General features: G+C 65.3%; 15 protein-coding genes. 8 read left to right on the top strand and 7 right to left on the bottom strand.

Annotation, left to right across the window (positions count from 1 at the left end; translation table 11 throughout):
* Window positions 1-11 precede the first annotated feature (11 nt).
* Window positions 12-896: a DUF1259 domain-containing protein gene (locus XH85_RS31455; protein WP_128934951.1), complete on the top strand. Its 885-nt coding sequence runs from the start codon at window positions 12-14 to the stop codon at window positions 894-896.
* 70 nt (window positions 897-966) lie between these two features.
* Here the strand turns inward: XH85_RS31455 and XH85_RS31450 are convergent, their stop codons facing one another.
* Window positions 967-1854 (bottom strand): LysR substrate-binding domain-containing protein, encoded by an 888-nt coding sequence (locus tag XH85_RS31450; protein ID WP_128937493.1) that lies wholly within the window; start codon window positions 1852-1854, stop codon window positions 967-969.
* A gap of 136 nt (window positions 1855-1990) precedes the next feature.
* Here XH85_RS31450 and XH85_RS31445 point away from each other — a divergent pair, with 136 nt between their 5' ends.
* From XH85_RS31445 to XH85_RS31425, 5 genes are all read left to right on the top strand, one after another.
* On the top strand, window positions 1991-2752 hold the full coding sequence (locus XH85_RS31445; protein WP_128934950.1) for an SDR family NAD(P)-dependent oxidoreductase: 762 nt from the start codon (window positions 1991-1993) through the stop codon (window positions 2750-2752).
* Between the two features lie 22 nt (window positions 2753-2774).
* A complete protein-coding gene (locus XH85_RS31440; protein ID WP_128934949.1) occupies window positions 2775-3620 on the top strand; it encodes a transketolase in 846 nt (281 codons plus the stop codon).
* Window positions 3617-4627, top strand: a complete 1011-nt coding sequence (locus tag XH85_RS31435) for a transketolase family protein (protein WP_164939985.1) — start codon at window positions 3617-3619, stop codon at window positions 4625-4627. The genes XH85_RS31440 and XH85_RS31435 overlap by 4 nt, the downstream gene beginning before the upstream one ends.
* Window positions 4628-4792: 165 nt before the next feature.
* The gene (locus XH85_RS31430; protein ID WP_128934947.1) at window positions 4793-5818 is read left to right on the top strand and encodes a TRAP transporter substrate-binding protein; all 1026 of its coding nucleotides are present in this window, start codon (window positions 4793-4795) and stop codon (window positions 5816-5818) included.
* Window positions 5815-7707: a TRAP transporter large permease gene (locus tag XH85_RS31425; protein ID WP_128934946.1), complete on the top strand. Its 1893-nt coding sequence runs from the start codon at window positions 5815-5817 to the stop codon at window positions 7705-7707. The genes XH85_RS31430 and XH85_RS31425 overlap by 4 nt, the downstream gene beginning before the upstream one ends.
* A gap of 37 nt (window positions 7708-7744) precedes the next feature.
* Here the strand turns inward: XH85_RS31425 and XH85_RS31420 are convergent, their stop codons facing one another.
* The 4 genes from XH85_RS31420 to XH85_RS31400 form a co-directional block, all read right to left on the bottom strand.
* Complete coding sequence (locus tag XH85_RS31420) at window positions 7745-8149, bottom strand: GFA family protein (RefSeq protein WP_128934945.1); 405 nt, start codon at window positions 8147-8149, stop codon at window positions 7745-7747.
* A 492-nt stretch (window positions 8150-8641) separates the two neighbouring features.
* Entirely contained in the window at window positions 8642-9226 is a 585-nt protein-coding gene (locus tag XH85_RS31410) for a DUF1254 domain-containing protein (RefSeq protein ID WP_128934944.1), read from the bottom strand.
* Entirely contained in the window at window positions 9223-9801 is a 579-nt protein-coding gene (locus XH85_RS31405) for a DUF1214 domain-containing protein (protein ID WP_128934943.1), read from the bottom strand. The genes XH85_RS31410 and XH85_RS31405 overlap by 4 nt, the downstream gene beginning before the upstream one ends.
* 9 nt (window positions 9802-9810) lie before the next feature.
* Complete coding sequence (locus XH85_RS31400; RefSeq protein WP_128934942.1) at window positions 9811-12090, bottom strand: transglycosylase domain-containing protein; 2280 nt, start codon at window positions 12088-12090, stop codon at window positions 9811-9813.
* 295 nt (window positions 12091-12385) lie between these two features.
* On the opposite strand from XH85_RS31400, the gene XH85_RS31395 reads away from it, so the two are divergent.
* Together XH85_RS31395 and XH85_RS31390 are read left to right on the top strand one after the other, a co-directional pair.
* The gene (locus XH85_RS31395; protein ID WP_128934941.1) at window positions 12386-12901 is read left to right on the top strand and encodes a YcgN family cysteine cluster protein; all 516 of its coding nucleotides are present in this window, start codon (window positions 12386-12388) and stop codon (window positions 12899-12901) included.
* Window positions 12902-13057: 156 nt separating this feature from the next.
* The gene (locus XH85_RS31390) at window positions 13058-14635 is read left to right on the top strand and encodes an MDR family MFS transporter (protein ID WP_128934940.1); all 1578 of its coding nucleotides are present in this window, start codon (window positions 13058-13060) and stop codon (window positions 14633-14635) included.
* A gap of 3 nt (window positions 14636-14638) precedes the next feature.
* Here XH85_RS31390 and XH85_RS31385 read toward each other — a convergent pair whose 3' ends face one another.
* Both XH85_RS31385 and XH85_RS31380 read right to left on the bottom strand, forming a co-directional pair.
* On the bottom strand, window positions 14639-17137 hold the full coding sequence (locus tag XH85_RS31385; RefSeq protein WP_164940864.1) for a GAF domain-containing sensor histidine kinase: 2499 nt from the start codon (window positions 17135-17137) through the stop codon (window positions 14639-14641).
* 88 nt (window positions 17138-17225) lie between these two features.
* A complete protein-coding gene (locus tag XH85_RS31380; protein ID WP_276486199.1) occupies window positions 17226-18881 on the bottom strand; it encodes a thiamine pyrophosphate-requiring protein in 1656 nt (551 codons plus the stop codon).
* Window positions 18882-19038 lie beyond the last annotated feature (157 nt).

Raw genomic sequence — 19038 nt, 5'->3', positions numbered from 1 at the left:
GGAGTAGATCAATGCGAAAGACGATCTCGGCGCTGATCGGCGTCAGTGCCTGCTTCATCGCGAGCGCTCATGCGCAGGATGTTGACTGGAAGAAGGTCGACGAGACGCTGGGCCGGAAGCCCAGTGTTGCGGACGATGTCCACCGCTACGGCTTCCCTCGTAGCGATCTCACGGTGACGTTGGACGGAGTCACGATCAAGCCGGCGCTCGCGCTTGGCGGCTGGCTCGCGTTCAAGCCTGCGCATGGCGGCGCCATGGTCATGGGTGACCTTGTGCTCCTCGAGACCGAGATCAATCCTGTGATGGCGAAGATGATCGCGAGCGGTATCGAGATCACCGCCGTGCACAATCATCTCCTGCGCGCGAGCCCGGCGACCTTCTACATGCACGTCGCCGGACATGGCGATGCCGTCAAGCTGGCCTCGGCAATCCACGATGCCCTCGCCGAAAGCAAAACCCCCCTGACGGTCGCGGCGGCGGGCAACCCGCCTGCGATCGACCTCGATACGGCGAAGCTCGACCAGATCATCGGCGTCAAAGGGCAGGGCAATGGCGGCGTCTACCAGTTCAACGTCAAGCGGCGCGACCCGATCACGGAAGACGGCATGCCGCTGACCCCCGTCGGCCCGATGGGTGTTGCGATCGCCATCAACTTCCAGCCGACCGGCGGCGGCAAGGCGGCCATCACCGGCGACTTCGTCCTCACCAGCGACGAGGTGAACCCGGTCATCGTGGCGCTGCGCACGCACGGCATCGAGGTGACGGCGCTGCATAGTCACATGCTGGACGAGCAGCCACGGCTCTTCTTCATGCATTTCTGGGCAAACGACGATGCCGTCAAGCTTGCTGAGGGCTTGCGGGCGGCGCTGGACAAGACCGCCAGCACGAAAAGCTGACGCGAAGCCGAGCTCGTGATTATCGCTCGCCGCGCGTGACGACTGCCGCCATCGTGGCCGCGCCTATCGCTCAAGCCGAGCGGCCGGCCGCAAGCTCGCGCGTGATCCACTCGGTAAAGGCGCGGATCGCCCGACGCTGCTGGCCTGCGCGGGGAAAGACCAGATGATGGCCGACATAGCGAATGTCGGTGGAACGTCTGGCAAGTGGCGCCACCAACAGCTTGGCCGCAATCTCGCGTTCGGCGAGCCGCGTTGATTCCAGCGTCACGCCAAGTCCGCTCGACGCCATCGCGATCGCCAGGAAGCTGCGATCGAAGCGCATGCCGTGGATGGCCGGCGCTTCGAGACCGTTGGCCGTGAACCATTGATGCCACTGCACCTGCTTGACGTCCGAGCGGATCAATACCTGGTCGAGCAGGTCTTTCGGCTTGCGGATTTTCTTCGCGAGCTCGGGCGTGCAGAGCGGCGTCACGGTCTCTTCGCCCAGCGGAATGATCTCGACTCCTTCGGCCCTCGGCTGGCCGTAGACGATGTCGATGTCGAAATCGTCGTTGCTGAACCGGGCATATTCCGTGTTGGCGGCGAGCCGAACCTCGAGCTTGGGCTCGGCGGCCATGAAGCGGGCGAGCCGCGGGGCGAGCCACTGGGCGGCGAAGCTCGGTGCGCAGTGCACCCGCAGCAATTGTGGGCCGCGGCCTGCGACCTCCTCGATACCTCGGCGCAGATTGTCGAAAGCGGCGCCGGCATGACGCATCAGGTTCTCGCCCGCCGGCGTCAGCCGCACCGCCCGGGCGCTGCGCTCGAACAGGACGGTGCTCATCGCGCTTTCGAGCTTGCGAATGGCGTGGCTGACCGCGCTCGGAGTGAGATGCAGCTCGTTCGCCGCGTCCCGGAACGAGCCGGTGCGGGCGGCCGCCTCGAAGGCGCGGATGGACGATATCGGGATACTGGACAGCAGCATCCGACAAGTGAAACAAATTCACCCATGCAAGACAACAGCGCGTTTGTCCGAAAGCGCGCTGCCGCATAATCAAACGGGTCAAGAACGGCGGCGCCGTCGGGTGCCAGGCAACAGCCAATCAGGGAGGACCACAATGCTGCTACGCGGCAAGACAGCCATCATCACCGGAGCGGCCTCTCCGCGAGGCATTGGCCTTGCAACCGCCCGCCGCTTTGCGGCCGAGGGAGCCCGGGTCGCCATTCTCGACATCGACGGTGCGGCCGCGGAAGACGCCGCGCGCGGCCTCGAACCGGTCGCTGGCGAGCCGCATCTCGGCGTTGCCTGCAACGTCGCCGACAAGCAGGCCTGCATCAAGGCAGTCGAAGCGGTGATCGCGAGATTCGGCCGGATCGACATCCTCATCAACAATGCAGGCGTGACCCAGCCCGTAAAACTTCTCGACATCAAGCCGGAAGATTGGGAGCGCATCCAGGACGTCAACCTCAAGGGCATCCTGTTCCTGTCGCAGGCCGTGATCCCGCACATGCAGAAGCGCAGAAGCGGTTCGATCGCGTGCATGTCGTCGGTCTCCGCCCAGCGCGGCGGCGGCATCTTCGGCGGACCGCATTATTCGGCGGCGAAGGCCGGCGTGCTCGGTCTCGCCAAGGCGATGGCGCGCGAATTCGGGCCCGACGGCATCCGCGTCAACTGCGTGACGCCCGGCCTGATCGGCACCGACATCACCGCGGGCAAGCTCACGGACGAGATGCGAGCGAAGATCCTCGAGGGCATTCCGCTCGGCCGGCTCGGCGAGGCCACCGACGTCGCCGGCATCTACACCTTCCTCGCTTCCGACCTCTCGGCCTACGTGACCGGCGCCGTCATCGACGTCAACGGCGGCATGCTGATCCACTGAGCGGAGGAGGGGAGAGACGATCATGGGAACACCAACGCTCGCAAACGCGCCAACGCTCGCACAGCGCGCCCGCAACATCCGCCGCAACGCCCTGCTGATGGGCGAGGTCCAGGGCCAGGGGTATATCGCCCAAGCGCTCGACATCGCCGACGTCTTGGCTGTGGCCTATTTTCACGCCATGCGTTTTCGCGCCGAAGATCCCGCCTGGGAAGGCCGCGACCGTTTCCTGCTGTCGAACGGGCACTATGCGATCGCGCTCTATGCAGCCTTGATCGAGGCCGGGATCATTCCCGAGGCCGAACTCGAAACCTATGGTTTCGACGAGAGCCGACTGCCGATGTCCGGCATGGCGTCCTATACGCCGGGCATGGAGATGTCGGGTGGCTCGCTCGGCCTTGGTCTTGGCATCGCCGTCGGCATGGCGCTCGGGCTGAAGCGCAAGCGGTCGGCGTCGCGCATCTTCACGCTGTTCTCCGACGGCGAGCTGGACGAGGGCTCCAAATGGGAAGCCATCATGTCGGCGGCCCATCACCAGCTCGACAATCTGATCGCGATCATCGACGTCAACAATCAGCAGGCCGATGGTCCATCGAAGCAGATGCTGGGCTTCGAGCCGCTGGTCGACAAGCTCGAGGCGTTCGGCTGGTTCGTGCGGCGTATCGACGGCAACGATCTCGACGCGGTGGTGGGCGCCTTCGATGCCGCGATGGCGCATCCCGAGCCAAAGCCCCGCATGATCGTCGCCGACACGTTGATGGGCAAGGGCGTTCCTTTCCTGGAGCAGCGCGAGAAGAACCACTTCATTCGCGTCGAGCCGCATGAATGGCAGCTGGCGCTGTCGGCGCTGAACGTGGGAGAGCAGCCATGAAGTCCGTGGGATCGACACCGTCCGGAAAGCCGCGGCTGACGACGTCGGCCATGATCGCCTCGATCGCGGCGGAAGGGCAGCGCACCAGGCCGGCGCCGTTCGGGCATGCGCTGGTCGAGCTTGCCCGCAGCCGCGAGGACGTCTTGGGCATGACAGCCGATCTCGGCAAATACACCGACCTGCACATCTTCGCGCAGGCCTTTCCGGATCGCTACTATCAGATGGGCATGGCCGAGCAGCTTCTGTTCGGCGCAGCCTCGGGTCTCGCCGCCGAAGGTTTCATGCCGTTCGCCACCACCTATGCGGTGTTCGCCTCGCGCCGCGCCTACGACTTCATCCATCAGACCATCGCGGAAGAAGACCGCAATGTGAAGATCGCCTGCGCGCTGCCTGGCCTGACCTCGGGCTACGGGCCGAGCCATCAGGCCGCCGAGGACCTCGCGCTGTTCCGCGCGATGCCCAACATGACGGTGATCGATCCCTGCGATGCGCATGAGATCGAGCAGATCGTCCCGGCCATCGCCGCGCATCGAGGGCCCGTTTATATGCGCCTGTTGCGCGGCCAGGTGCCGCTGGTGCTCGACGGGTACAACTACCGTTTCGAGCTCGGCAAGGCGGCGCTGCTACGCGATGGCGCCGACATTTTGATCATCTCTTCGGGCATCATGACCATGCGTGCACTGGAGGCGGCCCAGTCCCTCCAGGACGATCGTGTCAATGCGGCCGTCCTGCACGTGCCCACGATCAAGCCGCTCGACACCGAGACGATTCTGCGCGAAGCGGGCAAGCCCGGCCGTCTGGTCGTCGTCGCCGAGAACCACACCGTGATCGGCGGCCTCGGCGAAGCCGTCGCGGCGCTGCTGATGCGCGCGGGCGTGCATCCGGCGTTCCGGCAGATTGGGCTCCCCGATGAGTTTCTGGCTGCCGGCGCGCTTCCGACCCTGCACGACCGCTACGGCGTCTCGACCGCGGAAGTGACGCGGCAGATCAAGGAGTGGCTGCGCTAACGCCGCGGCCACCTTTCGTAACTGACCAGATCGACATGCTTCGCGGCAACGCTGTGGAGAACGAGAGCTGCTGTCCAATGCCGGCGCATCGAGAGCCGGCCGGCAGCAACAGCTGGTGGCGAAAGCCGTCGCTGCACATCAATCCATGCTCAACAGGAGGAAACGATGACCTTGCGCAAGCCGACCACCCTCAGCCGTCGCAGATTGCTGATGGCAGGCGCCGCCGTGCCGCTATGTGCCGTTCTCACGCGCCCGGCGTCGGCGGCGGAGTTCACCTACAAGCTCGCGACGGGACAGGACCCGACCCATCCGGTCAACGTTCGCGCAAAAGAGGCGATCGACCGCATTCGCGAGGCGACGGGCGGCCGGCTCGAGATCAACCTGTTTCCGGCCAACCAGCTCGGTTCAGACACCGATCTTCTGACGCAGGTGCGCAACGGCGGCGTCGAGTTCTTCAACCTGTCGTCCCTGATTCTCGCGACCCTGGTCCCGGCCGCAGGCATCGTCAATCTCGGCTTTCTCTTCACGAGCTATGACGCGGTCTGGAAGGCGATGGATGGCGAGCTCGGCGCCTATATTCGCGCACAAATCGCCAAGACGCCGATCATGGCGGTGTCGAGCCCATGGGACAACGGCTTCCGCCACGTCACCTCGTCCGGCCGTGAGATCAGGACACCGGAGGACCTGAAGAATTTCAAGTTGCGCGTGCCGGCCGCTCCCAATCTGACCTCGCTGTTCCAGGCGCTCGGCGCGGGACCTGCGCCGATCAATTTCAATGAAGTGTACTCCGCGCTCCAGACCAAGGTGGTCGACGGGCAGGAGAACCCGCTGCCGATCATCGCGACCGCCCGTCTCTACGAGGTGCAGAAGACCTGCTCCCTGACCGGTCATGTCTGGGACAATTATTGGATCCTCGGCAACAAACGCGCCTTCGCGAAATTGCCGAAGGACGTGCAGGCGATCGTGACGCGCGAGTTCGATCGTTCGGCCAAGGACGAGCGCGTCGATATCGCGAAGCTGAGCGACTCGCTGCGCGCGGATCTGACCGCCAAGGGCATGCAGTTCATCGAGGTCGACCGCGGCGCGTTCCGGCAGGCGCTCGCGAAGACGAGCTTCTACGCCGACTGGAAGGGCAAGTTTGGCGAAGAGGCCTGGGCGCAGCTCGAGAAAGCGGCGGGCAAGCTGTCATGACGGCCGTCAACCATACGCCCAACATCGACGAAGGTGCCACTGTCGCGGCACCTCAATCTGGTGTGCGCCTGTGGGCCGTCAGGGCCAACAAGCTGCTTGGTCATGTGGTCGCGATCCCGGCCGCACTGCTGGTGCTGGCCGAGATCGTCGTGCTGTCAGCCGGCATTGTCGGCCGATACGTGTTTCACGCCCCGATCATCTGGGCCGACGAGCTGGCCGGCATCCTGTTCCTGTGGCTCGCCATGCTGGGATCCGTGATCGCCTTCCAGCGCGGCGAGCACATGCGGATGACGGCCATCATCGGCATGCTCCGCCCTGATGCGCGCGCGTTCCTGGATGTCGTTGCCGCCGCGGCGTCACTGGCATTCTTGCTGCTGGTGATCCATCCCGCCTACGAATTTGCGGCCGACGAGGTGTTCGTCACGACGCCGGCGCTCGAGATCGTCAACAGCTGGCGTGCCGCGGCATTGCCCGTCGGCATCGGATTGATGCTGGTCGCGGCGGTGCTGCGGCTCGTTCGCATCGCGGGACTGCGAAGCTTGCTCGCGGCCGTGGCGCTCGTCGCCAGCGTCATCGCTGCGCTTGTGCTCGCGGCGCCGCTGCTGAAACCGCTCGGCAATCTGAACCTGCTCATCTTCTTCGTGGTCATCGTCGGCGCCATGGTGCTGGCGGCGGTGCCGATCGCGTTCGCCTTTGGCCTCGCCACCGTCGGCTATCTGACGTTGACGACGAGCACGCCTGATGTGGTCATCATCGGACGGATGGACGAAGGCATGAGCCATCTGATCCTGCTGGCCGTGCCTCTGTTCGTGTTCCTCGGCCTGCTGATCGAAATGACCGGCATGGCGCGGGCCATGGTCGGCTTTCTCGCCAGCCTGCTCGGCCACGTGCGCGGCGGCCTGCATTATGTCCTGGTCGGGGCGATGTACCTGGTGTCGGGCATCTCGGGGTCGAAGGCGGCCGACATGGCGGCAGTGGCGCCGGTCTTGTTTCCCGAGATGACCAAGCGCGGCGCCAAGCCCGGCGATCTCGTCGCGCTTCTTGCGGCAACCGGAGCCCAAACCGAGACCATTCCGCCGTCGCTGGTGCTGATCACGATCGGCTCGGTCACCGGCGTGTCGATCGCGGCGCTGTTCACCGGCGGCCTGCTGCCTGGCATCGTGCTGGCGATCGGACTCTGCTCCGTCGTCTGGTGGCGATATCGCGGCGAAGATCTGTCGCATGTGAAGCGCGCGACGGGGAGGGAGATCGGCCGCGCCTTCATCATCGCAATTCCGGCCATGGCGCTGCCCTTCGTCATCCGCGCCGCGGTGGTCGAGGGCGTCGCGACCGCGACCGAAGTGTCGACCATCGGCATCGTCTACGCGGCGCTCACCGGGCTCCTGATCTATCGCCAGTTCTCCTGGCGCCGGCTTTATCCGATGCTGGTGGAGACCGCGTCGCTGTCCGGCGCGATCCTGCTGATCATCGGCGCCGCGACCGGGATGGCGTGGGCCCTGACGCAATCGGGCTTCTCCGCATCGCTCGCCAAGTTCATGACCGCGCTGCCGGGCGGAACGCCGGTCTTCCTTGGCGTCACGATCGTGGCCTTCGTCATTCTCGGCAGCGTGCTCGAAGGCATCCCGGCCATCGTGCTGTTCGGGCCGCTGTTGTTTCCGATCGCCCGCCAGGTCGGCGTGCACGAGGTGCACTATGCGATGGTCGTCGTTCTCGCGATGGGCATCGGCCTGTTCGCCCCGCCATTCGGGGTCGGCTATTACGCAGCATGCGCGATCAGCCGCATCAGTCCCGACGAAGGCATCAAGCCGATCGTCGGCTATATCGTGGCCTTGCTGATCGGCACGCTGGTGGTTGCCGCGATCCCGTGGATTTCGACCGGGTTCCTGTGATGCGGGAGATCTTGTCGGCGCGTGTCACTGCCTGCCGCTACGGCTGCGGGGGGAAGCGGTCGAACGCCGGCAGTTCGTGCGCATGCTCCATCCAGCGAAGCCGCTCGGCGACCTGGATCTGCATCGTCGGCGGGACGGAATCGGGATCATCATAGGTCGCGCTCTGGACGTCGATAATCCCAGGCATGCTGGCATTGACATAGAACAGGCCGGTTCCGCAGTCAGCGCAGAAGTGCCGCCGCACATGTTCCGAAGACCGGTACGCCTTGGGCTCACCCTTGGTCACCTTGACGGCATTCTCCGCGTACATCGTCCAGCCGACCACCGGCGCGCCGGCGTGAAGCCTGCAATCGCGACAGTGGCACAGTGCGTGCACGATCATCTCGCCTTCGATCTGATAACGGATTGCGCCGCAGTGACAGCCGCCGGTGATGGTGCTCATGCGTTCCTCCCGATTGAAGGCTTCGCCGATCGATAGCTCTCGAGGCTTGCTGCTTCAACGGCGCAATCGATTTGCGATTGCGTCCTACTGTCGCCTGACAGCCATGTCGAGCTTTACGGTGCCGTCGTCCGCTTCCCATATGCCGACGATCGCGTCAGGAGCGGTCGGCTCGCCATGGGCCATCGGAATGAGCGCGGTGTCAGCAGTCTGAAAAGACCTGCCGAGTATGGCTAAGCGGTGTCCGGTCCGGCTCGTTCAACCTCTGCTCCCACATGAAAGCACCCGCGACGGACTGCTCCGCGCGGGTGTGACGAACTCTCTATGATGCCAGTATGCCGGTGTTTTGCCCGACGTGTCAAATTTCCGAATTCTTGATGCGCGGCCACGTCGGTTTTTTGGGTGGTCGGATAGCGCAATGATTTCAATGCCCCCGCTACTGTGCATGGGGTTGTTTTCGCAGTTTTTGTTGTTGCACCGCCGAAGCGGCCCGCTTCAACGCCGGCCGCGCGGCGCTTCGGCCTTGGCGGGCGGCTCGGTCTGCGGGGCGCAGGTCGCAGCCTGAAGCGTCGCCTGCGCCTGCTGCATCAGGCCGGGCTCGGGGGCGAGCGCCTTCATCACGATCAGGCCAGTGGTAGCAGGGGAATCGATGATCAGCCGGTCGGCCGCGGTGACCTCCTCGTCCTCGGGCAGCTCGTTGTGCTGCGCTTCCGTCATCAGGTCGAGCTCGATCACCTTGCGGCCCGCCGAGCGGTCGTTGATGGCGTAATAGGCGATCTCGTTGCGGGTGTAGAACGACACCGAGGTGTAGGCCTGGCTCACCGGCACGGCCAGCTTGATCGGACCGCCCGACAGATCGTAGCGGCAGATCGCGAGCGCAAAGGCCGGGTCCATGAACGGCATCGGCGAGGTCTGCGGATCGGCGAGGGGCAGCTGGGTGACGGCGTTCACCGTCGTCATCGGCGTCAGCCGCGAATAGGCATCCTGGGTCGCGATCCGCGGCAGCGCCAGCACGCTGACGAGATGGACCACGAGGCCCAGCACCACGCCGGCAATGACGGTGAATGCGAGCCTGATCATGAGCAGCCCACCGTTGTGATGCTCGGCATCGGCGCATCGCGCTGGGTGCGCGTCGCAACGCCAACCGGCGTGTCGTAGAGGCGCAGCATAAGTGCGTAGCGCTCGATGCCGCCGGTCGGCAGCCAGTTGCCGGCGCGTGAGCGCGAGGCAATGCGGATCTCGAACGAGCCGTCGGAGGAACGCACGATCTCCTGGCTGGTGAAGCCGTAGCGGGCAAGCGAATTGGCGACGAGATGGCCCTTGCGGTCGTACAGCGTCAGCGTCCAGAACCGCGCCGGCGGCGTGACGCCGGAGACGATCACGTCGCAGCGGCCGTCGAGCGCCTTCTTCTTGTCGTCGGTGGTCGCGGTGAAGGCGACGCCATCGCCGGTACCGATCGGCAGCTCGCCGTTGCGCACGATGGTGGCGCGCGAATAGGGATCGACGTCGGCGGTGCCGGTGCGCGGGCGGGCGGTCCAGGGGCCGATGGTCAGCGCGCCGATCTCGGTGCCGCGCGTCGTCGTCATCCAGGTCGCGCCGACGCCGACGACGGTGGCGAGCAGAAGGGCCGTCAATGTGATCAGGATCAGCCGCACGGGTTTCGATCAGTTCTTGCGTGGGGCGGAGGTGTTGGCGTTCTCTTCCGCATAATTCTGCGGGAAGGCGAGCGCATTCGTCGACGAGGCCGGCTTGGTATCGGCGGCCGCCGATTTGTTCGCAGTCTTGGCCGCATCATCAAGCAGCTTCTCGACGCGCACCAGAATGTCGGCGCCGCGCTTGGTCAGCACTGGCGGCGGACCGGGCTTGGTCTCCAGCACCTTCGGCGCCGCATTGGCCTGCGCGTTGGCGATCTGCTGCGGCGGCAGCTTCTGGCCCATGCCGATGCCGGGGATCTCCCGGACCTCGACGCCCTGATGCGCCGCGACCATGATGTCGTGCCAGGTCTGCGCCGGCAGCGAGCCGCCGGTCATGCGGTTGGTCGGCGAGTAATCGTCGTTGCCGTACCACACCGCGCAGGTGAAATTGCCGGTGTAACCGACGAACCAGGCGTCGCGATACGCATTGGTGGTGCCGGTCTTGCCCGCGGTCGGAATGCCGTCCAGCGCGGCGCGGCGTGCGGTGCCTTCGCTGACGACGTGACTCATCATGCCCGCCATGTCGGCGGCGATGTTCGGCGGAATGGCCTGCTTCGGCTTCGGCCCGTCGCGATCCCAGCGCCAGACGAGGTCACCGGCGCCGGTGCGCACCTCCAGCACCGAATGCGGCGTCACCGCTTTGCCGCGGTTCGGGAAGGTCGCGTAGGCGACGGCGTGCTCCAGCACGGTGACTTCGTCCGAGCCGATCGGCAGCGACGGCGTGTCGGGCAGCGGCGCCTTGAGGCCGAAGCGGCGAGCGACTTCGACGATCTTGGCACGGCCGATCTTGGCCGGGTTCGGCGCCTTCGGCTGCTCCTTCTGGCCGATCGCGATCGACAGTTTTACGGGCACCACGTTGATCGAGCGCGTGATCGCTTGCGTCAGCGTCACCGAGCCGGAATAGGAGTGACCATAGTTCTGCGGACACCAATTGCCGATGCAGACAGGGCCGTCGACCACGATCGAGTTCGGCGTGAAGCCGTTCAGGAGCGCAGTGGTGTAGACGTAAGGCTTGAACGAGGAGCCGGGCTGGCGATAGGCGTCGGTGGCGCGGTTGAACTGGCTGGCGCCGTAGTCGCGACCGCCGACCATGGCGCGGATGCCGCCGTCGAGATCGGCGACCACGGTCGCCGCTTGCGTCGCGTGATAATCGCGGCCGAACTGGCGCAGCTGGTTCTCGATCGCGTCTTCGGCGGCCTTCTGCACATTGGTGTCGATCGCAAGCCGCACCACGAAGACGCGTTCGGTGTACGACTTCGGGAAAGTGTCGACCAGCTTGCGCATCTCGTCGAAGGCGTAGTCGAGATAATAGTTCGGCGAAGCCTCGTCGCGGCGGTCGACCGCGAAGGCCGGGTTGCGGCGGGCGCCGAACACCTGGCCCTCGGTCATGAAGCCGGCATCGACGAGGTTGTCGAGCACGACGTTGGCGCGCGCGCGGGCGGCCGGCAGGTTGATGTGCGGGGCGTATTTCGTCGGCGCCTTGAACAGGCCGGCGAGCATCGCCGCTTCCGCCAGCGTCACGTCGCGCGCCGATTTGTTGAAGTAGAAATGCGCGGCGCCATCGACGCCGAAGGTGCCGCCGCCCATATAGGCGCGGTCGAGATAGAGCTTGAGGATCTCGTTCTTGGTCAGGCGCCATTCCAGCCAGACCGCGAGGAAGGCTTCGTTGACCTTGCGCTCGATGGTGCGCTCGTTGCTCAAGAACAGGTTCTTGGCGAGCTGCTGGGTGATCGAGGAGCCGCCCTGGCGGACGCCGCCGGCCTGGGCATTGGTGACGAGGGCACGCGCCGTGCCGGCGATGTCGATGCCGAAATGGTCGTAGAAGCGGCGGTCCTCGGTCGCCAGCGTCGCCTTGATCAGCACGTCAGGAAAATCTTCCAGCGGGATCGAGTCGTTGTGCTTGATGCCGCGGCTGCCGATCGGGTTGCCGTAGCGGTCGAGGAAGGTCACCGCGAGGTCGGACTTCTTCAGCCAGTCCTCGTCCGCGGTCTCGCGGAAGGCGGGGATGGCGAGCGTCAGCATCACGACCAGGCCGCCGAGGCCGAGGGTCGCGGCCTCCGACAGCGGCTCGATGAACACCCAGCGCTTCCACCGCCCGACATAGAACCGGTCCATGAAGGTCGAGTAGCGCTCATAGAGCTCGCGGATGCCCTTGGCCGAGGAGAACAGCGAGGAATCGATGCGCGCATCGAGATCCAGGAAGAAATTCCGGACCTTCTGCTTCCAATGCGGTGGTATGATCTGGCGCACCTAGAACCCTTGCGGCTTGCTTCGAAAGCGTTCAAGCACCCGGCCGGGGGCGGCATCGGAACGTCTTGCGGGAATGTTGCGGCAAACCCAAGGCGCCCGGTTCGCGTCCTTCGGGGACTTGCTGTTCCTTCTAGCCGAGCAGGGCCCATAAACCAATGGCCACGCTCGCGATTTTGAACAACAGGCCTAATTGACCCCGGGACATTACGGGCCTTCCGAGGGCGTTGCTTGCACCGTCACGGCCGCTCGCTCTAGATGACTTCGCCGTAGCTCTTTCGAACCTTTGTTGAGGCGCATGACCGCAGCTCCCAAACGACCTTCAGGCCAGGAAGGATTCTTCTGGAAAACCAAGACGTTGGAACAGCTGTCGGCGGCCGAATGGGAGAGCCTGTGCGACGGCTGCGGCCGCTGCTGCCTGAACAAGCTCGAGGACGAGGACACCGGGCAGATCTATTTCACCCATATCGGCTGCAAGCTGCTGGATGGGGCGAGTTGCGCCTGCAAGGACTACCCGAATCGTTCCGACAAGGTTCCGGACTGCGTCCGCCTGACCCCGGCCAATGTCCGCACCCTGAACTGGCTGCCGCCGAGCTGCGGCTACAAGCTCGTCGCCGAAGGCCGCGACCTTTATTGGTGGCACCCGCTGGTGTCGGGCGATCCCAATACCGTGCATGAGGCCGGCGTCTCCGTGCGCGGCCGGGTCGAGGGCAGCGAGGAGGAGATCCCCGACGAGGATCTCGAGGATCACATCGTGCAATGGCCGGCCGTGCTGCCGAAACGGGCCCGTCTGAAGCGACGTCCGAAGGACTGATCCGCCGCGCGCCTCGGATCACGTGTTCGGGATGACCCTGCGGTGGGATGCACCCATGCGCCGCGGCGTCTGCCCGGGAAGGATTTTGCTGTCTACATTGGACTGCATAGAACGAATCCTTCGCGGCGTTGTGCCGCCCCACGACGTCCGATCGAGATGAACAAGTTCGACCGGCAGAGCAGTTCTGCCGACATGCAGGCGTTGCCTGACGACATTGCCGAAGAGCTATCCCGCCTTCCGAGCGAGGTCATCAGCGTCGATGACGCGCCGTCCATCGCTCCGCCGGTGCCGCTGTCGCAGGACGAGGTCCGCACCATCGTCATCAGCCTGATGCTGACGATGTTCCTGGCAGCGCTCGACCAGACCATCGTGGCGACCGCGCTGCCGACCATCGGACGCCAGTTCCAGGACGTCTCCAGCTTGTCCTGGGTGATCACGGCCTATCTGCTCGCCTCGACCGCGGTCGCGCCGGTGTTCGGCACGCTCAGCGACATCTACGGCCGCAAGGCCATGATCATCACCTCGCTCAGCCTGTTCGTCGCGGGCTCGGTGCTGTGCGCGATCGCGCCGAACATGCCGATGCTGATTCTGGCGCGCGGCCTTCAGGGCCTCGGCGGCGGCGGCATCATGCCGGTGGTGCAGACCGTGATCTCGGACGTCGTTTCACCGCGCGAGCGTGGCCAGTACCAGGCCTATTTCTCCAGCGTCTGGATGGTCGGCGGCATCCTCGGCCCGGTTATCGGCGGCGTGTTCGCCGAGCATCTGCACTGGTCGATGATCTTCTGGATCAACCTGCCGCTCGCGGCCGCCGCGATCGCGCTGCTGCTGCCGAGGATGAAGAAGATCCCGGTTTTCCACCGCAAGCGCAAGGTCGACTGGCTCGGCGGCGTGTTGCTGATGGCCTCCGCCGTCGTCTTCATGCTGGTGCTGACCTGGGGCGGCACGCGCTATCCCTGGCTGTCGCCGACCGTGCTTGCGATGGTCGGCGGCGCGGTCGCGCTCGTCGTCACCTTCGTGTGGCACGCGCGGCGGGCGGACGAGCCGTTCCTGCCGCTGCCGCTGCTCGGCGGAAGTGTCGTACCGTTTGGGCTGATGGCCGGCGGCTGTGCGCTCGGTGCGATCACGGGCCTCACGGTCCAGCTCCCGCTCTACTATGAATCCGTCTATCATCTCAGCGCCAGCGAGGCGGGCCTTGCGCTGATTCCGCTCGCGGCGGTGTCGACCTGCGGCGCGGCTATCGCCGGGCGGACGATGGCGCGGGCCAAGCACTACAAGCGCGTCGCCATCATCGGCACATCCTGGGCCGCGCTGTGCGGCCTCGGGCTCACGTTGACGACGCTGCCGCTATGGGGCCTGCTGACGCTGATGGCCGCGTTTGCGCTCGGCCTCGGCACCACCTTTCCGGTCTGCGTGGTCTCGGTGCAGAATTCGGTCGCGCGACCGCAGATCGGCACCATCACCGGTGCGTTGAACTTCTTCCGCTCGCTGATGTCGTCCTTCACGGTCGCCGCGTTCGCGGCCATCCTGCTGATCGCGCTCGGTGCCGACATCCCGCTCGGCGAGCATCACGCCGCCGTCAGCACGATTCCCGCCGACGACATGCGGCATGCGTTCCGCTACGTCTTCGGCGCCGCCACGGCGCTGATGACCGGAGCTGCGCTCTGTCTGATCGCAATGGAGGAGCGGCCGCTGGCCGGTCCCTCGGCGAAGCAACCCGTCGAGATGGCGGAGTAGGGCTTAGCCGCTGCCTGCATCCGCAAAACTGCTCTTCCGTGGCAGCCGGATCGTGAACTCCGTGGACGCGCCGGGCTCCGTCGCGACGTCGATCGTGCCGCCGTGCTGCTTCACCACGATATCGTGGCTCATCGATAGCCCGAGGCCCGTGCCTTCGCCGGCCGGCTTGGTGGTGAAGAACGGATTGAACATCTTCTCCCTGACCTCGTCGGCGATGCCGATGCCGTTGTCACGGATGCGGATCTCGATGCTGTCGCCGCGGTCGCGCGTCGCGGCGATCACGATCGGCTCGTAGTCGGCGGCGCCCTCCGCCTTGCGCTTGGTGACCGCGTGGAAGCCGTTCGAGATCAGGTTCAATAGCACCCGGGTGATCTCCTGCGGAAACACTTCGGCTTGCCCTGCCGCGGGATCGAGCTCGCGTTTCAGCGTCACGTCGAAACCCGGCTTCTCGGCGCGTGCGCCGTGATAGGCGAGGTTGAGGCTCTCTTCCACCAGCGCGTTGATGTCGCTCAGCCCATGCTCGCCGCCGCCTTCGCGCGAATGCAGCAGCATGTTCTTGACAATGGAATCGGCGCGGCGTCCGTGCTGCACGACCTTCTGCAGATTGTCCTTCAGAAGCCCCGTCAGCTCGTCGACCTCCGCGCGGACCTCGTCTGCGAGCTTAACCGGCCCAAGTACCTCGTTCAGCTCGTCGGTCAGTTCGGCGGAGAGCGAGGCAAAATTATTCACGAAGTTGAGCGGGTTCTTGATCTCATGCGCGATGCCGGCGGTGAGCTGGCCGAGCGAGGCAAGCTTCTCGGTCTGGATCAGCCGGTCCTGCGCGGCGCGCAGATCGTCGAGCGATTTGGCGAGGTCCTGCGTGCGGTCCTGCACCTCGTTGAACAGGCGCGTGTTCTCGACCGCGATCACGGCCTGGTCGGCAAAGGTCTTGAGCAGGTTGATCGCCTTGTCGGGGAAATGACCGGGCTCCGGCCGCGTGACGGCGATGGTGCCGATCGCAACGCCGTCGCGCAGCATCGGCACCACGAGGATGCTGCGATAGCCTCGCGTCCGCGCCAGCTCCTTCATGGCCTCGGTGAGATCAGGTTCGCTCTGCATGTCGCTGCGGAACGCATATTGGCCGCTCCTTGCCACCCGGCTGTGAATGCCTGAGGCCGACAGCGGTGTCGGGAACGAGCTGAGCAGGTCCGCATTGCCGGCCTCGTTGTCGGTGGTGAAGGCCGCCAGATGCAGCATGCCGTCGATGACGCGGGTGACGGTGGAGGAGTGCCCGCCGATCAGCGCCTTGGCGCTGTCGGAGATGGCCTGGAACACCGGCGTGACGTCGGCAGGCGAAGCCGCGATCACCTTGAGAATGTCGGCGGTCGCGGTCTGACGTTCCAGCGCTTCCCTGGTGGCGTTGAACAGGCTGACATTCTTGATCGCGATCACTGCCTGGTCGGCGAAGGTCTGCAGCAGCCGCACGTGATGCTCGGCGAAGCAGCCGGTCGCGCGGCGCGTGGCGATCATGATGCCGATGGCTTCGCCCTCGCTCATCAGCGGCGTGAACAGCATGCTGCGATAGCCCCGGGCGCGCGCGATGTCGCGCGCGGCCGGCTCGAGCTCGGTGTCGGGCAATTGCGCCGCGGCGCCGTTGGCCACGAGCTGGTAAGGCGGGAATTGCGCAAACGGCACTGGAAACGAGGCCTGGAGCACGCGATCGCCCGCGGGATCAGTCGGCGTGAATGCCGCAAGATGCGCGCCGCCGTCGACATAGCGCAGCACTGCCGTGGAGAAGCCGCCGATCAGGCGATTGGCGTTGGCAGCGATGGCCGCGAACACCGGCTGCACGTCCGAGGGCGAAGCGGCCATCACCTTGAGGATGTCGGCGGTTGCGGTCTGCCGCTCCAGCGCCTCGCGCGTCTCGTTGAACAGGTTCGCATTCTCGATCGCGATCACGGCCTGGTCGGCAAAGGTCTGGAGCAACTGCACGAGATCGGGCGCGAACGCGCCGGGCTCGGCGCGCGTAACGCTGATCATGCCGACCGGCGCGCCCCGGTTCATCAGCGGCATGAACAGCACGCTGCGGAAGCCGCGCAGCCGCGCCAGCTCCCGGTTCAGCTCCGGGACGTCGGCGGCCTCGCTGTCGGGAAACTGGATCGTCTCGCCGTCGCGCACGAGCGCAAAAGTCGGGAAGTCCGCGATCTTGCGCGGGAACGACGCCTTGAGTCCTTCGTCCGCCTCCGGGCTGGTCGGCGTGAACGCCACGAGGTGCAGCTCATCGCCGATGAACTGAAGCACGGTGGCGGAGAAGCCGCCGAGCAGGCGCTTTGAACTGGACGCGATCGCCGCGAAGACCGGCCGGGCATCGGAGGGCGAGGCCGCGATGGTGCGCAGGATCTCGGCGCTGGCGCTCTGGCGATCACGCGCAACCGCAAGCTCGCCGCGCAGCCGTGCATTCTCGGCTGCGGCCGACTGCAATCGGCGCTCGAGTTCCTCGATTTCGTTGGAAGGGGTGGTCATTCCTAATCCGGCTTGATGCCGCGGCTTGCGCGGCACTGGGCCGGATTATCACATCTTGTGCGGCCGGAGCCAGCGCCTGCGGCCCCGTTCACGTGCCGGGCCGGGACACCTCGGTCTCCTTGCTGGTGATGAACTCCAGCAGCACCGGCACGCCTTCCTGCGTTTTCTGGATGCCGCGCTTGATCGCGGGCACGATCTCCTCCGGCCTCGTCACCCGCTCGCCATGGCCGCCGAAGGCGCGCGCCATCGCGGCATAGTCGCCGGAGATGTCGGTCGAGCGATATTTCGCGGTCGAGACCGGCATCACCTTCAGTTCGATCGCCATCGAGAAGTTGTTGAGCAGGATCGACATGATCGGGATGCGCTCGCGCACCGCGGTCTCGAAATCCATGCCGGTAAAACCAATGGCCGCATCGCCCCAGACATTGATGCAGAGCTTGTCGGGCTTTGCGAGCTTGGCGCCCATCGTGAGCCCAAGGCCATAGCCGAGCTGCGTGGTCTTGCCCCAGCCGAGATAGCTGAGGGGCTCGACCGATTTCCAGAACGGCGAGAGCTGGTCGCGCGGGCTGCCGGCATCATGCGTGATGATGGTGTTGTGGATGTCGACGGTGTGCTGAAGATCCCACAGCACGCGATAGGGGTTGAGCGGCGCGTCATTGCTGGTGAGTTTCGGCATCCATTTTGCCAGCCACTCTTTGTGCGAGGCCGCAATCTCGGCCGCGACCGCCGAGGCGTCGCGATCGGATGTCACCGACTTGCCGATTTCCTCCAGCAGTGCATCGAGCACAAGACCGGCATCGCCGACGAGGCCGATCTTGGCTTCCACATCCTTGTTGAGATGGTTCGGGTCGAGCGTGGAGTGGATGATGGTCTTGCCCTTCGGCATCGCGATGCCGAAATTGGTCTCGGTGAAGGAGCAGCCGATGCCGAAGATGACGTCGGCCTCGGAGAGAAACTTCGGCACCGCGCGCGGCACCGCGAGCCCGCCCGAGCCGAGCGAGAGCGGATGCGTTTCCGGAAACGATGATTTGCCGCCGAGGCTGGTCGTGACGGGAATCGCCAGCCGTTCGGCGAGCCGCTTCAGTTGCGGCCACGCCTGCGCGTAATGCACGCCTTGGCCGGCATAGATCACCGGCCGTTTTGCGTTCACGAGCAGGTCGGCTGCTTCCTTTACGTGAACAGGGTCGGCGCCGTAGCGGGTGCGCAGCACCGGCGTGTAGTTCAGCGGCTCCGGCACCTCCTCGTTCCACATATCGGAGGGGATCTCGACGATGACAGGCCCGCCGCGGCCGTTCTTCAGCTTGGTGAAGGCGCGGCGAAAGATATTGGCGACTTCGGCGGCGAGAATGATTGGCTCGGAGGATTTCGCGAACGGCTTCATCGCCGCGCTGGAATTGAAGTTCGGCTCGATATGCGCAAGCCGGCGCTGATAGCCCATCGGCAGCACTAGCACGGGAACGGATTCGCCAAAGCACTGCGCAACGCCGCCCATCGCGTTCTCCGCGCCCGGCCCATGCTGCATGCAGAACGCGCCGATGCTGCGGCCCGACGTCACCCGCGAGATCGCATCCGCTATGTGGATGCCGACACGCTCCTGCCGCACCATCACGGGTCGGATCTCGGCTTTCGCCGCATGCTCGATCAGATGGTTGACTGGATAACCGCAGAGGATCTCGATCCCCTCACGCCGCATGATTTCTGCAATGGCGGTGCCGAGCTTCATGGCGTCTCTCTCCCTGGGCAGGCCGGTTGGTCCGGCTGATTGGAGGAGAGAGGATCAGGAAATTGGAGAGGCGTAAAGCGCAGTTGATCGCGCCTGCAGGTAGGTCAGCTATGCAGGAGGTGTACGGACCGTCATCGCAACTCTGCGGTTCGCAGTGTCGTCGCCAAATCGATCAAGC

The organism is Bradyrhizobium zhanjiangense (assembly GCF_004114935.1).
Taxonomy (GTDB): Bacteria; Pseudomonadota; Alphaproteobacteria; order Rhizobiales; family Xanthobacteraceae; genus Bradyrhizobium; species Bradyrhizobium zhanjiangense.
This window is presented reverse-complemented; position numbering and strand designations above follow the sequence as displayed.